This is a genomic window from Colwellia hornerae, assembly GCF_007954355.1.
GTDB lineage: Bacteria > Pseudomonadota > Gammaproteobacteria > Enterobacterales > Alteromonadaceae > Colwellia_A > Colwellia_A hornerae.
The window spans coordinates 1-15,540 of sequence record NZ_VOLR01000029.1 but is presented as its reverse complement, the minus strand read 5'-3'; the positions used below and the strand labels follow the sequence as shown (position 1 = coordinate 15,540).

14 protein-coding genes are annotated in these 15,540 nt (G+C 39.8%); 13 read left to right on the top strand and 1 reads right to left on the bottom strand.

Features of this window, described 5'->3' with window-relative positions; genetic code table 11:
- The first annotated feature begins 269 nt into the window (after window positions 1-269).
- The 9 genes from ESZ26_RS16505 to ESZ26_RS16465 all read left to right on the top strand — a co-directional run bounded on the left by ESZ26_RS16505 (window position 270) and on the right by ESZ26_RS16465 (window position 8,354).
- Window positions 270-3,059 carry a monovalent cation/H+ antiporter subunit A gene (locus tag ESZ26_RS16505; protein WP_146800550.1) on the top strand — a complete coding sequence of 930 codons (2,790 nt, stop codon included), beginning with the start codon at window positions 270-272 and terminating at the stop codon, window positions 3,057-3,059.
- Entirely contained in the window at window positions 3,059-3,418 is a 360-nt protein-coding gene (locus ESZ26_RS16500) for a Na+/H+ antiporter subunit C (RefSeq protein ID WP_146800549.1), read from the top strand. The genes ESZ26_RS16505 and ESZ26_RS16500 overlap by 1 nt, the downstream gene beginning before the upstream one ends.
- The gene (locus ESZ26_RS16495; RefSeq protein ID WP_146800548.1) at window positions 3,415-4,932 is read left to right on the top strand and encodes a monovalent cation/H+ antiporter subunit D; all 1,518 of its coding nucleotides are present in this window, start codon (window positions 3,415-3,417) and stop codon (window positions 4,930-4,932) included. The genes ESZ26_RS16500 and ESZ26_RS16495 overlap by 4 nt, the downstream gene beginning before the upstream one ends.
- Window positions 4,932-5,468, top strand: a complete 537-nt coding sequence (locus ESZ26_RS16490) for a Na+/H+ antiporter subunit E (protein ID WP_146800547.1) — start codon at window positions 4,932-4,934, stop codon at window positions 5,466-5,468. The genes ESZ26_RS16495 and ESZ26_RS16490 overlap by 1 nt, the downstream gene beginning before the upstream one ends.
- Complete coding sequence (locus ESZ26_RS16485; protein WP_146800546.1) at window positions 5,462-5,731, top strand: K+/H+ antiporter subunit F; 270 nt, start codon at window positions 5,462-5,464, stop codon at window positions 5,729-5,731. Before ESZ26_RS16490 ends, ESZ26_RS16485 begins: the two co-directional genes overlap by 7 nt.
- Window positions 5,732-5,741: 10 nt before the next feature.
- Window positions 5,742-6,074 (top strand): Na+/H+ antiporter subunit G, encoded by a 333-nt coding sequence (locus ESZ26_RS16480; RefSeq protein WP_146800545.1) that lies wholly within the window; start codon window positions 5,742-5,744, stop codon window positions 6,072-6,074.
- 226 nt (window positions 6,075-6,300) lie between these two features.
- Complete coding sequence (locus tag ESZ26_RS16475) at window positions 6,301-6,867, top strand: elongation factor P hydroxylase (protein ID WP_170246403.1); 567 nt, start codon at window positions 6,301-6,303, stop codon at window positions 6,865-6,867.
- Window positions 6,860-7,996 carry an ATP-NAD kinase family protein gene (locus tag ESZ26_RS16470; RefSeq protein ID WP_146800543.1) on the top strand — a complete coding sequence of 379 codons (1,137 nt, stop codon included), beginning with the start codon at window positions 6,860-6,862 and terminating at the stop codon, window positions 7,994-7,996. The genes ESZ26_RS16475 and ESZ26_RS16470 overlap by 8 nt, the downstream gene beginning before the upstream one ends.
- 64 nt (window positions 7,997-8,060) lie before the next feature.
- Window positions 8,061-8,354: a YfcL family protein gene (locus tag ESZ26_RS16465; RefSeq protein ID WP_146800542.1), complete on the top strand. Its 294-nt coding sequence runs from the start codon at window positions 8,061-8,063 to the stop codon at window positions 8,352-8,354.
- Between the two features lie 22 nt (window positions 8,355-8,376).
- On the opposite strand, the gene mnmC1 is transcribed toward ESZ26_RS16465, so the two are convergent.
- Window positions 8,377-9,669: an FAD-dependent 5-carboxymethylaminomethyl-2-thiouridine(34) oxidoreductase MnmC1 gene (gene mnmC1 / locus ESZ26_RS16460; protein ID WP_146800541.1), complete on the bottom strand. Its 1,293-nt coding sequence runs from the start codon at window positions 9,667-9,669 to the stop codon at window positions 8,377-8,379.
- A 176-nt stretch (window positions 9,670-9,845) separates the two neighbouring features.
- Between mnmC1 and fabB the strand changes: the two genes are divergently transcribed.
- The 4 genes from fabB to ESZ26_RS16440 form a co-directional block, all read left to right on the top strand.
- Window positions 9,846-11,057, top strand: coding sequence for a beta-ketoacyl-ACP synthase I (gene fabB, locus ESZ26_RS16455; RefSeq protein ID WP_146800540.1), 1,212 nt, complete (start codon window positions 9,846-9,848; stop codon window positions 11,055-11,057).
- 201 nt (window positions 11,058-11,258) lie between these two features.
- Window positions 11,259-12,392, top strand: coding sequence for a 4-phosphoerythronate dehydrogenase (locus ESZ26_RS16450; RefSeq protein WP_146800539.1), 1,134 nt, complete (start codon window positions 11,259-11,261; stop codon window positions 12,390-12,392).
- Between the two features lie 50 nt (window positions 12,393-12,442).
- Entirely contained in the window at window positions 12,443-13,462 is a 1,020-nt protein-coding gene (locus ESZ26_RS16445) for an aspartate-semialdehyde dehydrogenase (protein WP_070374286.1), read from the top strand.
- Between the two features lie 242 nt (window positions 13,463-13,704).
- Window positions 13,705-15,540: FimV/HubP family polar landmark protein (locus ESZ26_RS16440; RefSeq protein WP_280526093.1), on the top strand; the 1,836-nt coding region annotated here is incomplete at its 3' end.

The following is a 15,540-nucleotide window of genomic DNA, read 5'->3' as shown; positions in this document are numbered from 1 at the left end:
TCTGCTCTTTATATAGTAAATTACTACTATACCGAGTATTCTCTTATTAACCAATGTATTGTGGTTGATAATCAAACAATCGTCGAGAAAAACAATGTTTTCCGAATATTCGTCGCTAAAATTTCATTCAATTAAACGTTAAGTGCTTTTTAATTATTCTCAATTACACTTTTCTCTGGAGATAGTATTGTTAAATTTAGTTTGACGACATATTATGTCTATATTCCTCTGTCATTACTTCTTATTATAAAATTCAAAAGGTTTACTCTATGACTTTGCTTTGGATACCCTTGCTATCCTTACTTGGCAGTATTATTTCTTCAACAACGGGTAAATTAACACGTAATCAATCGACTGGATTGACGTTACTTATGCCGGTCATCGCATTATTAATGACGATTAGCCTAGCGCCCGCTGTGTTCTCTGGCGAGGTCATCCGAGAAACGATTTCCTGGATACCTTTACTGGGTATAAACATCGCCTTTCGGTTAGATGGTTTAGCCTTGCTGTTTGTTTTTATGATCTTAGGTATTGGTATATTAGTTATCTTTTATGCCCGTTATTACCTCAGTAGTAATGACTCTATGCCTAAACTCTATGCCTATTTAATGTTATTTATGACCGCGATGCTTGGTATCGTTATGTCAAATAATATTATTCAGCTGTGGTTCTTTTGGGAACTTACCAGCATTAGCTCATTTTTGTTAATTAGCTATTGGTGGCATAAACCCGACGCCCGTAAAGGCGCAATTATGGCCTTAACTGTAACCGGTGGTGGCGGTTTAGCACTTCTTGCTGGCTTGCTTTTATTGGGTAATATTGTTGGCAGTTATGATTTAGATGTAATTTTAGCCAGCAAAGAAATTATTCAAGGGCATGCTTGGTATGAAATCACTTTAATTCTAGTCTTACTTGGTGCTTTTACTAAGTCAGCACAATTCCCTTTTCATTTTTGGTTACCACATGCCATGGCAGCGCCAACACCGGTAAGTGCTTATCTTCATTCAGCCACTATGGTAAAGGCGGGGATATTTTTATTAGCCCGTTTTTATCCGGCTTTAGCGGGCACCGATATCTGGTTTATTCTGGTGAGTTTAACCGGATTATCAACCTTATTGTTTGGCGCATATGTGGCGTTATTTAAACACGATTTAAAAGGTTTATTAGCCTATTCGACCATCAGTCATTTAGGTTTGATCACCTTATTATTTGGTCTAGACACTAAGCTTGCCGCAGTCGCTGCTATTTTTCATATTATCAATCATGCCATATTTAAAGCTTCTTTGTTTATGGCAACAGGTATTATTGATCACGAAACCGGTACGCGAGATATGCGAAAACTCAATGGTATGTGGCGATTTATGCCCTATACGGCGACGTTGGCGATGGTTGCAGCAGCAGCAATGGCAGGAGTGCCACTGCTAAACGGTTTCTTGTCGAAAGAAATGTTTTTTGCTGAAACACTACATCAACAATTACTTGGGTCTATGTCTTGGCTTATTCCCGTACTTGCCACGATTGCAGGCGCTTTAGCAGTAGCATATTCAGCTCGCTTTATTCACGACGTATTCTTTAATGGCGACCCCATAGACTTACCCAAGCAACCCAGTGAACCGCCTCGTTATATGCGAGTACCTATCGAAATACTGGTGGCTCTATGCTTAGTTGTTGGCATATTCCCCAATTTTATTGTTGATGATGTTCTAAAAGCGGCGTCTTTTGCTGTACTTGGTGGCTATGTACCCGAGTTTGAAGTTGCGCTATGGCACGGCTTTAATCTCCCCCTTTTAATGAGCGCCATAGCGGTAATTGGTGGTTTGTTATTGTATACACAGCGCCGTTACCTGTTTCAATTTCAAGCGTCGCTGCCTAGTTTGAATGCTAAGAAAACCTTTGATGAGAGCATTTATCGGATAACAAAGTGGTGTCAGCGTAAAATAAGTGACAGCGAAAATGGCTCTTTACAACGCTATTTAATGTTGATGTTTGTCTTTGTCTTATTATTTGCCGGTTGGCCATTATTTGAAATGAACCAGTTAGGTGGGCAAAAACAATTAACGCCAATTGACGTTCATAACGCGATGGGGGCGGCATTATTAATGGTTGGTACTATAAGTACCGTTATTTGGTATCGCGCAAGAGTCGTGTCATTGTTGATGCTCTCGGTCGTGGGCTTAATGGTGAGTGTGGTGTTTACCCGTTTCTCAGCGCCAGATTTAGCCCTGACTCAATTAACGGTTGAAGTCGTCACCATTATTTTATTGATGCTGGCATTGTTTTTTTTACCACAACACTCACCCAAAGAATCTAGCTCTGTGCGTGTAGTGCGCGATATAGCGATTTCAGCAGGTCTGGGGATTGTTGTTGCAAGTATTTGCTATGCATTAATCACTCGCCCACTTGAATCTATTTCAGCGTTTTTCTTAGCAAATGCTAAAACAGGTGGCGGTGGTACTAACGTTGTAAATGTTATTTTGGTCGATTTTCGTGGTTTTGATACTTTAGGTGAAATTTGTGTTTTAGGCATTGCAGCCTTGGGTATTTATAAGCTGTTAGTCAACCTACCACTAGTTATTCCTGCTAGTGATAGCGAAGGGCGTCCATGGGCGAAAGAGCGTTACCCTATTTTATTAGCCAGTATCTCTCAGTCATTATTGCCTTTGGCATTAATGGTTTCGTTTTATATTTTCTTGCGTGGGCATAACCTTCCGGGAGGCGGTTTTATTGCTGGTTTAGTAACAGCGGTCGCCTTTATCTTGCAGTACATAGCACATGGTTCAAGTTGGATTGTTGCGCGCCTAACCATCAATTACCGTAAGATTATTGCCTCTGGTATCGCCATTGCGTTATTTACCGGTGTCGGCAGTTGGTTTTTTGGTCGACCTTTCATGACGACTTGGTTTGAATATTTTGATATTCCTTTTATTGGTGAAATAGAACTCGCCAGTGCTTTGGTCTTTGATGTCGGTGTTTATATTACAGTCGTGGGGGCAACATTAATGATTTTGGCAAGTCTTGGTCAATTAGCTAATGAGCCAAAAGAAGAGGTGAATACTTAATGGAATTACTTTATGCGTCCTGCGTTGGACTTTTAGTGTCTTGTGGCGTCTTTTTAATCTTACGTTCTAGAACTTTTCCTATTGTATTAGGGCTAACGATGTTTTCCTATGCGGTTAATTTATTCCTGTTTTCTTCTGGTCGCCTTAGCATTAATAATGCGGCGGTACTTGGCTACAGTACTGAATATGCTGATCCACTGCCACAAGCTTTAGTGTTAACCGCAATTGTTATTGGTTTTGCGATGACCGCTTTTGTGGTTATCTTAGCTATTCGAGGGCGAACAGATTTAGGAACTGACCATGTAGACGGCCAGCTTGCTGATAAAAATAGCGACAACAATAAAAAGGTCAAAGTATGATCCAGCATTTGAGCTTTTTACCGATTTTATTGCCGATGTTGGCAGGTGTACTGTTATTAATGCCGCCCCTTGGCACAAATAAAAGTAACCGAAGAGTTGCCTCGGTAGTTCTCAGTATTTTTGCTTTTGCCGCTTCATTGGCTTTACTTCTTAAGGTTCAAGCCGACGGTACTCAGGTTTATGCTATCGGCGATTGGAGTGCACCTTTTGGCATTGTGCTCGTTGCAGATCCGCTTTCGACATTATTAGTTTGTTTAACCACCTTGCTAGGTGTTGTCTGTGTTTTATATGCAAGTGCTGGCGATGATGAAAAAGGGGACTTCTTCCACCCATTAGTACACTTTTTAATTTTAGGGGTAAATGGCGCATTTTTAACGGGTGATGTTTTTAATCTCTTTGTCTTTTTCGAAGTATTACTTATCGCCTCTTATTCCTTGTTAATGCATGGCGGGGATAAAAAAAATACCCGTGCAGCTTTACATTATGTGATTCTTAACCTGGTGGGCTCAGCGATTTTCTTGATTGCTTTAGGCATTCTATATGGTGTATTAGGTACACTGAATATGGCTGATATGGCGCAAAAAGTCGCACTCTTACAAGGTGATGATGTCTTCCTTGCCAAAATAGGTGGCATGCTGTTACTTGTGGTCTTTGCTTTAAAAGGCGCTTTGCTACCACTGCATTTATGGTTACCCAATACCTACGCGACAGCGATGCCTGTTGTGGCGGCGTTATTTGCTATTATGACCAAAGTTGGCGTTTACTCAATGATGCGTGTTTATACGCTAATTTTTGGCGATGAAGCGGGTGAATTGACTCACATGGCGCAAAGTTGGTTGTGGTGGTTAGCACTCGCCACTATTGCTATGGGCGCAGTTGGTGTTTTAGCCAGTAAAGATTTAAGAAAATTAATCGCTAATTTGGTGATCGTGTCGGTGGGAACTTTGGTTGCCTTAGTTGCCGTGCAGACTGTTGAAGCCAGTGCGGCGGCCATTTATTATTTGGTTCATTCAACCTTGGTGACCGCGGCGCTGTTTCTTTTAGCAGATTTAATTGGCCGTCAACGTGGTGATATCGCAGATAAGATTTCTGCAGGTCCCGCTGTTGCTCAACCAAGACTGCTTGGTACTTGCTTTTTGATTGCCGCTATCGCTGTGATAGGTATGCCACCTTTATCAGGTTTTATTGGTAAAGTCTGGCTGCTTAAAGCTACTTTAAATGCCGAATACACTTTTGTCTTTTGGCCATTATATTTATTGGCAAGTCTTGCAATATTGGTGGGAGTGTCTAAAGCAGGCAGTACAGTATTTTGGCATCATCATGCTAAGGTTACAGAAGAAAAAACCCAAGAGCTCGTCCATCCTGCGCAGTTAGTTGCTTTAATTATTCTGGTCAGTGCTGCGCCATTAATGAGCGTTTTTGCTGGGCCATTAAGTGAGTACGCCATTGGTGCGGCTAATCAGTTACATGACTTCAATCATAATATTAACCTTATTCTTTCGAGAGGGCAGTAATGCAATTAGAAACACGATTTAGATGGTTACCCGCGCCTTTATTGAGCCTATTACTATTCTTGGTGTGGTTACTGTTAAATAATAGTGTATCACCGGGACATCTCGTTTTAGCGGTTATCTTAGCAATAGTAATTCCGTTGGTGACTAGCCCATTTAGAACTAAGCAACCTCTCATTATTAAGCCTGGTTTGGCATTTCGACACCTTTTATTAGTGTTATATGACATTATTACTGCGAATGTTCAGGTGGCGATTTTAATCTTAGGTCCAACTAAAAAATTAACACCGGGCTTCGTCAAAGTGCCGCTAGATTTAACGCATAGTTTACCCATCACTATTTTGGCCAGTACCGTGTCATTAACACCGGGAACAGTGAGTGCTGAAGTGTACCCTTGGAGTGAAAATTTGACTGAGGGTAACAAGCCAGAACAACAATTTTTACTGATACACGTGTTAGACCTTAAAGATGAGCAGGCGCTAATAAATACCATTAAGCAACGTTATGAAGCGCCTCTTAAGGAGATGTTTGAATGCTAGAAACTGTTATTTTAATTGTTTTTGCGATGATAGGCGTGTCGTTATTGTTAAATTTATGGCGCTTATTAATTGGTCCTTCTGTGCCTGATAGGATACTTGCACTCGATACTATGTATATCAACACTATCGCATTGATCATTCTGTACGGGATGAGTATGGGGACTAGTTTGTATTTTGAAGCGGCGTTATTAATCGCTATGCTAGGTTTTGTCAGTACGGTTGCAGTATGTAAGTATCTACTGCGCGGCGATATTATAGAGTAAGGGCTAGATTATGACTGAATGGATTATTTCAATATTATTGTTAATTGGCGGATCTTTTGTACTCGTAGGGTCTATTGGCTTAGTGAAAATGCCAGATTTTTTTATGCGCTTACATGGTCCAACAAAAGCAACAACACTTGGCATGGCATCGCTGTTAACTGCTGCTATGGTCTTTTTTAGTACCACGCAAGCAGGGGTTAGCGTAAAAGAAATACTTATCTCGCTATTTTTACTCCTTACCGCGCCTATCAGTGGTTATATGATGATTAAAGCCGCCATCCATCATAAGCTCGAAAGTATTGAACGTACCAAAGGCATAGATAATATCGAAGATGATGTTTAATTTTTCGACAAATTCTTATTTAACACTATTCCGTCCAGTTTGAGCAAAGTGCTATGGACCTGTTATGTCTAAGGTAAATGAGATGTTGGGATAAGGTATTTATAAATAAGTCTAATCGTTAATCCGTTACGTTAGTTTTTTTATCATTAATAAATCATAAAATGACGATGTAACTATCGTCATTTTTCGTTAGAATAGCGGCAGAATATTTCATAGCTTTAGCATTATGCGACACGACTTTAAAGATTTAATTGATATTTTTGACCAATGCTTTTTTAATACTTTTAATACAAAGTTGATAAAAGGTGGCGACGAACCTTTATACGCCCCAGCAAATGAAGCCTGTGAGTATCATCAAATTATTTTTGCCCATGGTTTTTATGCCAGTGCTCTACATGAAATATCACATTGGTGTCTGGCTGGAAAAGCGCGACGCTTATTAGAAGATTTTGGTTATTGGTATATGCCCGATGGCAGAGATGCCGAGCAACAAAAAACATTTGAACAAGTTGAAATTAAGCCACAAGCGATTGAGTGGGCTTTTTGTGTTGCGGCAGGTAAAAAGTTTAATGTTTCAGCTGACAACCTAAATGGCGCGACACCCGATACTATTGCTTTCAAAGAAAACGTTTTTCAGCAAGTGCAGCAATATTTACATCAGGGTTTTCCTGTTCGCGCTCAAGACTTTATTAATGCACTGGCTGATTTTTACAAAGTATCGCTACCTTTGAATATTAACCAATTCCCGATTAACGAAAAATTTAATCACCCAGAGACTGTTACTCATGTTTAAACTTGGTTTTATTATAAATCCTATTGCTGGCATTGGCGGCAGTGTTGCTTTGAAAGGCAGCGACGGTGATGGCATTGCAGAGCAAGCCCTAGCGCTTGGAGCTACTGCAAAAGCAAACCTGCGAGCAAGTTTAGCACTGTCAATACTTGCACCTTATCGAGATAACATTATCGTTTATTGTGCTAACGATCTTATGGGTGAGATAACCGCTCAGGCACTTGGTTTTAAAACCCAAGTTGTTTTTCAAACAAATAACGCCGAGCATACTACGGCTGAAGACACTGAAAATACAGTTAAGGCCTTGTTGGCTGAGCACGTAGATATATTATTATTTGCTGGTGGTGATGGTACTGCTCGCAATGTCTGTAAAATTGTTGGTGATAAATTTCCTGTTTTAGGTATTCCTGCGGGCTGTAAAATTCACTCGGGTGTTTATGCTGTTACGCCAAAGGCTGCGGGGCGGGTAGTTGAGATGATGCTGACCAATCAGTTAGTTACCCTTACCGAAGCTGATGTGATGGATATCGATGAATCGTTATTTCGAGAAGGTATTGTCAAAGCAAAACGCTATGGCGAAATGCAAATTCCCGCCGAATTACGTTATGTTCAAGCGGTAAAGTCTGGTGGTAAAGAGCTTGATGAGCTGGTACTGCAAGATATTGCTGCCCATGTTATTAATGAAATGGATGATGAGCTCTTTGTTATTGGTTCAGGTTCAACCACCGCTTTTTTAATGGAAGAGTTGGCACTGGACAATACCTTACTGGGCGTTGACCTGGTTGAACAACAAAGTTTAATCGCCAGTGATGTTACTGAGTCGCAATTATGGCAAGCGATAAGCTTGGCGAAAGCAGATAAAAAAACAATTAAATTGGTGATCACCTTAATTGGTGGGCAAGGTCATATATTTGGTCGAGGTAATCAACAGCTCAGTCCGCGAGTGATCCGCGCCATCGGCAAGGATAATATTTTAATTATAGCGACAAAAGCGAAATTAACAGCATTAGCATCAAGACCCTTAATTGCTGATACCGGTGATAGTGATTTAGATATTGAGCTTTCAGGGTATTTACCGGTAATAACAGGTTACAATGATCAAGTATTATATCCGGTAGCAAGTCCACAATAATGCGTTTTCAATCTATGTTTACAACTAATCGTAAATTTTTTAAAACTTAACAGTAAGTAGAATTATGCCCATTGAAGAAAAAAAATCATTTGAAAATATTGCTGCTCTTTATCTATATTTAGATAATTTATTTGATCAAGATAACAGTGATGACCAATTATTTGCCAGTAGCTACTTACGTGGCTTTATTAGTTTATCTGTTATTGAATTTGGTGATGAGTCGCAAGTACTCTCTCAAGGTCTTGCGGTAAGTATCGATGAAAAACTGCAAGCAGCCCGTACCGAATTAAGCCCGCAAGATAGAAAAATAGTACAAGACTATTGGCTAGATCTTAAACAATCATTTGTATCGGTTTAGCAATAACAGCCGATATTAAATACTATAAATATTTACGACGAATAATATCGCGAATCACAAACCTGTTGGGTGATAAGTTAAAAAGTTCTTGTTTACCAACAGGATATTCGCCACCTGTTAAATCAGCAGTTAAAATATCGGCTAATAGCGGCGCCGTACATAATCCCCTAGCACCCAAGCCGGTAAGTAGGTATAGATTTTTAATCACAGGTGCAGGTTGATGATAACGCCAATTTTTATCTTTTGCTAAATGGGCATAGCTACTTTTATGCTTTGCTATATCAGGCATAGCGCCGACAACGGGTAAGTGATCCGGTGTCATACAGCGCAAACGAGCTTTACTAGAGGTAACGTCTTGTTCGCGCCATGATATTAATTTAGGTAGGCACTTTTCTAACATGGTTAAATTATATTGATCGCCAGCATTTGTTGCCACAATATCGAAACTATCCTTTTCAAATGTCGCGCCGATGCAATGCTGTTGCTGGTGTGCAGGGGTTAGATAACCTTTGTGGCAAATAACTGTAGATAGGTTTTTAATCTGCTCGTTCGTTGCCATATTTGTTATTTGACCACGCACCGAACTCAGTGGTAATTCATCAATAATATTGAGTTTAATCGATTCAGCACCACCACAAAAAACAACGACTTTTTCATTTATTATGCCTTTGCTCGTCGTTAGCTGCCAACTTTTGTCGTCTTGCTGGTTAAGTGCAGTAATGTTTACTTGATTTTTTATCGACAACTGCTGAGTTTGCTGCGCGGCACTAAATAGCTGTTGAACTAATTCACCGGGCGCTATCCAGCCCGCGCTAGGCATAAACAACCCACCATGTTCAAGTTTAATACCGGCTAATAGCGATGCTTGCTCTGCATTTACACTGGTAATTAATTCTTTTGGCCAAGGGCTGGTTTGCTCGAAAATGTTTTGTCTTTTTTCTAAAGCCGTTTTATAGGAAATTTCAAGTAGGCCACACCAATCATGGCTAAAAGCAAAACCTCTGCTGTGTAAGTTTTTATAACATTTTAGTGCGTGCCAAAATGCCTGTTGATAAAACAAGCTAATCTCATCAACTTGTTGATGAATTAAGGGAAACAATGCACCAACATGATTACTTGAAGCGCCTTGAGCAATCTCTTTATCTTTACAATAAAGTGTCACTTTTATATTTTTTTGAGTCAATGCATAAGCAACACAGGCAGCAGCAATGCCACCACCAATAATGGCGACACTTTCAGGTTGCTTAATAATGGGCCTAATTTGATAGCCTTTTCTTTCAAGCGGCGTATTTAAATTTTTTTGTTGTTTAATCACAAGTTTTTATTAAATCCATTGGTTTTCAAGCGCTAAAGATAGTATTTTAACGTGAATTAAATGTGTCTGTCATAAAATTGTAAAAACCAGTGTACACGTGTACACTGAGCAGACCAGTTTGTGGGCAAATTTCTGTATGATATGCCTGATTTTTCAATTTTTAAATGGTTATTCAAATGAAACGTGTAGTGATCACCGGATTAGGCATTGTATCGAGTATCGGTAACAATGCGGAAGAAGTTTTATCATCTCTTAAAGCAGGCCGTTCAGGTATTAGTAAATCTGAAAGCTTTGCAGAAGCTGGTTTAAAAAGTCATGTTTGGGGTAAGCCCACGATTGAGCCTAAAGATCATATTGACCGTAAAGCATTTCGTTTTATGGGTGATGCAGCAGGTTATGCTTACATCGCTATGGAACAAGCCATTAATGATGCCAAACTAACTGAAGAACAAGTATCAAATGTTCGTACCGGTATTGTTGCTGGCTCAGGTGGTGCGTCTTCAGAAAATATTGTTATTACCACGGATACGCTCCGTAATCGCGGTATTCGCCGTGTTGGTCCTTATGCTGTACCTAAAACTATGGGCAGTACCGTTTCAGCTTGTTTAGCAACACCTTTTAAAATTAAAGGTGTCAACTATTCAATCAGCTCTGCATGTGCAACGAGTGCACATTGTATTGGTAATGCTATGGAGCTTATTCAACTGGGCAAGCAAGATATTGTTTTTGCTGGCGGTGGTGAAGAAGTTCATTGGTCTTTAGCGATGATGTTTGACGGTATGGGCGCATTATCTGCGGGTCGTAATGATACGCCAGAGCTTGCTTCACGTACTTATGACGCGGACCGTGACGGTTTTGTTATTTCAGGCGGCGGCGGTATGGTTGTTGTTGAAGAACTTGAGCACGCTTTGGCTCGTGGTGCACATATCTATGCTGAAATTGTTGGCTATGGCGCAACTTCTGACGGTTACGATATGGTCGCTCCAAGTGGTGAAGGCGCAGTACGTTGTATGCAACAAGCTATGCAAGGAGTTGAAGGTAAAGTTGATTATTTAAATACTCACGGTACTTCTACACCTGTTGGCGATGTTAAAGAGCTTGGCGCAATTCAAGAATTGTTTGGTGAAGATTCACCAGCAATTAGCGCAACCAAAGCAATGACGGGTCACGCACTCGGCGCGGCGGGTGTTCATGAAGCTATTTATTCATTACTGATGATGGAAAACAGTTTTGTTGCTCCGTCTATCAATGTTGATAATTTAGATGAAAAAGCGCAAGGCTTAGATATTGTTACTGAAAAGCGTGATGTTGAACTTAACTTGATTATGTCTAACAGCTTTGGCTTTGGTGGCACTAATGCGACTTTAGTGATGAAAAAATATAAATAATGACAAACACCGATACCTTATCATTTAATGCTTAAAGGTATTAGGAATACGCATTGAATGTGATGAACCACGTTTTTTGCTCCGTTACCAATAAATGATTTAGTATTAATTTGTTATTTAAAAGCCACTTTATAGTGGCTTTTTTACATTTAAGATATAATAGCGCTCATTAGTTCAATCATTGCCTTAAGTCTCTTAACCATGAATATTTTTTACGATGAAAACATGCCCTTTGCTCAAGAGTTTTTTGGCGACTTAGGTCAATTACACGCCTTTGTTGGTCGTGAGTTAACCGCTCAACAGGTGAAAAGTGCTGATGTTTTATTCGTGCGCTCGATCACTAAAGTTAACCAAGCGCTATTAGCCAGCAATTCAACTTGTCAGTTTGTTGGTACGGCAACAATTGGTGTTGACCACATTGATCAAACCTATTTAAGTAAACGGGGCATTACCTTTACGGCAGCCCCAGGCTGTAACGCTATTTCTGTTGCTGAATATGTGATCAGTGCTTTGGTTGTCTTAGCTGAACGTTACTTAATTGATTTGTTCTCGTTAACCGTAGGTATTGTTGGTGGTGGTAATACGGGCACTCGTTTAAGTGAAAAATTATCGGCACTGGGGATTAAGTATTTAATTTGCGATCCACTCCTCGCCGCAAAGCAAAAAAATAATACTAAAGACCAACGCTATTATTCATCACTCGATGATGTTTTAGCGTGTGATGTCATTTCATTGCATGTTCCCATCGTTGAAAGCGGCGCACAGCCAACTTTTCACTTACTCAATGAAAAACGCTTAAAGCAATTGCACGAAAAGCAAATTCTTATTAATGCCTGTCGCGGTGAAGTTATCGATAATAAAGCGTTACTGGCGCTAAAAAAGCAAGGGCATGGTTTGAAAGTTGTTTTAGATGTTTGGGAAAATGAGCCCAATATATTGCATGAACTTATTACCTACACTGAAATATCTTCGGCGCACATTGCCGGTTATAGCTTAGAAGGAAAAGCACGTGGTACAGAAATGCTCTATCAGGCATTATGTCAACAACTGAACATACCGATAGAAAAGCACTTAAGTGACTTTTTACCACCGTCATCAATAACCGAAGTTGAAATTAATCAACCGTTCGAGCAAATACTACTAAACCAGCTCGTGAAAATGGTTTACGATGTACGCCGTGATGACGGAATTTTCAGAGAAACAATTTTAAGTCATGGCTTTGACCACATTCGCAAAACTTATCCGGCTCGCAGGGAGTTTTCTGCGGTTAAAGTAAGCATGACAAATCAAGCCAAGAGTGATGTGCCACATCGTCTTGGTTTTCTTAAAAAGTAATTTATTTAATGTATATAAAGTACTAATCTTCAAAGCAAAGAGAGAGTGACATGGCACAGAAATTTGATGTCTGCGTATTAGGCGCTACAGGTTTGGTGGGTAAAACCATCATTGAAATATTAGAAGAACGTGATTTTCCAATTAATAAATTATACCCGCTGGCGAGTGCTCGTTCAGCCGGTGAATTTATTGACTTTAATGGCCAAAGTATTGAAGTGCTAGATGCTGACCATTTTGATTTTAGTCAAGCGCAAATTGGCTTTTTCTCGGCGGGTGGCTCAATTTCAGCTAAGTTTGCTCCTATTGCTGGTGAAGCAGGGTGTATCGTTATAGATAATACCTCTGAGTTTAGATACGACGCAGATATTCCGCTAATCGTTCCTGAAGTTAACCCAAGTGCATTAGCTGATTACAGAAACCGTAATATTATTGCTAACCCTAATTGTTCAACTATTCAAATGATGGTCGCGCTAAAGCCTATTTATGACGCTGTGGGTATTAACCGTATTAATGTCTCTACTTACCAATCAGTTTCTGGTGGTGGTAAAGCAGCAATGGACGAATTAGCTAAGCAAACGGCCGATTTGTTAAGTGGAAAACCTGTTGAGACTAAACATTTTCCTCGTCAAATCGCTTTTAATGTTATCCCGCAAATTGATGTTTTTATGGATAATGGTTATACCAAAGAAGAAATGAAAATGGTTTGGGAAACGAAAAAAATCCTAGGCGATGAAAACGTTCTTGTTAATCCAACAGCGGTTCGTGTGCCAGTATTCTTTGGTCACGGTGAAGCTTTGCATATTGAAACGGGATCACCGATTTCAGCAGAAGAAGTTAAGGATTTACTTGAGCAAGCTGAAGGTATTGTTGTTTGTCGTAATGATGAAGACTTTCCAACACAGATAGGCGATGCAAGCGGAAAAGATGCCACTTATGTTGGTCGTATTCGTGAAGATATTAGTCATAGTTGTGGGATCAATATGTGGGTTGTTGCTGACAATGTACGTAAAGGTGCGGCAACAAATAGTGTACAAATTGCTGAACTATTGGTTAAAGACTACCTTTCATAACATCTCTTTCATAAATGAGTTAGCGTTAAATTTGAGTTAACCTTAAGATTTATTAAAGAAAAATCAAAACTCGTCGTTATAGTTAACGACGAGTTTTTTTGTTCCATTATTACTAAAAAAATTTGTATTAACTTGCTATGATATAAATAGCAGCTGTAGGGTTGGAATAAAATTTGCTTTACTTTCTCTAGGCTTGAAGTGCCAAACAATTGGCAGTAAATAAAAATAATTAGGAAAACTTGATGCATCGATTATTACGCCTGTGCCTGTGGCAGGTAATATTTATAAGCATTACCACGTATAGTGTTTCTTTGTTCGCCTTTGAAGAAGGCGGTATTCGTATTCGAGGCCCCAAGGCGACGGATATGTTTCCGTACGATCAATACGGGCCTATTACCTCAAAAGATACCCTATGGAATATTGCTTTAAAAGTTCGTCCAGACCCTACTTTGTCTGTTTATCAAGTGATGCAGGCGTTATATCAAAAAAACCCGCAAGCATTTAAAGAAAATAACTTAAACCATCTTAACAATGGCCAGTACTTAAAATTGCCGTCTGTTGATGAAATGCGTGCCATAAATCCTCTTGCGGCAAAAAGTAAATCAACAACCGACGATAAAACATGGCAAAAGAAAGTAGCTAAAACCGTTAAGAAAAAAATTGTTCCTCCTGCTGAACTCGCTATTAAAAAGAAAGATTTAGATGCAACTAAAAAAGAAATTAATGCGCAGCTTGAAGAAATAAATTCTAAGCAAACCGTCCGTTTAGAAACAATTCAAAATGACGTCTTAGATTCAATTGATGGCTTACAAGCAATACTCAAAGAAAATGAAAACTTAAATTCTCGCTTAAGTAATTTCAATGAACAACTCGATGTTATGCAAAATGAAGTCGCAAAAGGCAAAGAAATAAAGCTTCAACTTAATGATGTTATAGCGCTGCAACAAGCATTATTGCAAAAAGCAGAAGCCAGAGAGCAAGAGTTATTACTAGAAAAGCAAAAAGCAGAACTTGAAAGCGAAGGCGTAACATCACAGCTTTGGTTTCAGATATTAATGTCAACATTACCAGCAGCCTTTGCATTGAGTCTTGTCTTTTGGTTCTTGCGTCGTAAAAAAGGTGGCGAAACTAAAACCGCGACTAAGCCTAAAAAATCAAAAGCCGTCGTAGAAGAAAAAGCAAAACCAGCAGTAGAACAATCTCTTGGTGCTTTAGATAATGAGCTTTCACTTGATGATGAGTTATCGCTAGATGATGAGTTATCGTTAGATGATGAGTTGTCTATGGACTTAGGTGAAGACGAGCTTAATTTAGATGATTCATTATTTGCCGACGACGCTGATGATGAATTAGGTTCATTAGATGATGACGATGACGTGATCCATTTAGATGATGATCTAGACGACTTGGACGGACTTGATGATCTCGATGATTTAGAAGACATATCACTTGATAGTGATGAGTTAGAGGGGGGCGAGTTAGATCAAAGTGACTTAGACTCTTTACTTTCAGGCCTTGATGACGAAGATGACGAAGTTCAAGCTGATACAAGCCAGAGCAACAATAAGAGTGAAAGTAAAGAAGAGCAGCCTGGAGAAGTTCTAGAAGGCGGCGAATTAGATCAAGATTTACTGAATGATTTATTAAATGATATTGGCGACGAAGACGAAGATAGTACTTTAGAGGGCATTGAATCTCTACATGAAGAAGCTACAACAGAGTTAACCGACCCAGATGATATTGATGCGCTGATGGATTCAATGGCCTTAGCAGCGCCGGAGCCTGATGAAGGAGCTTCGGCTGAGTTAACCGACCCAGACGATATCGATGCACTGATGGATTCAATGGCCGCCGCAGCGCCAAAACCTCAGCCAGAAGAAGATACAGTAGCTGATAGTCATGCTGAGTTAACTGACCCAGACGATATTGATGCACTGATGGATTCAATGGCCGCCGCAGCGCCAAAACCTCAGCCAGAAGAAGATACAGTAGCTGATAGTCATGCTGAGTTAACCGACCCAGACGATATCGATGCACTGATGGATTCAATGGTCGCCGCAGCGCCAAAACCTCAGCCA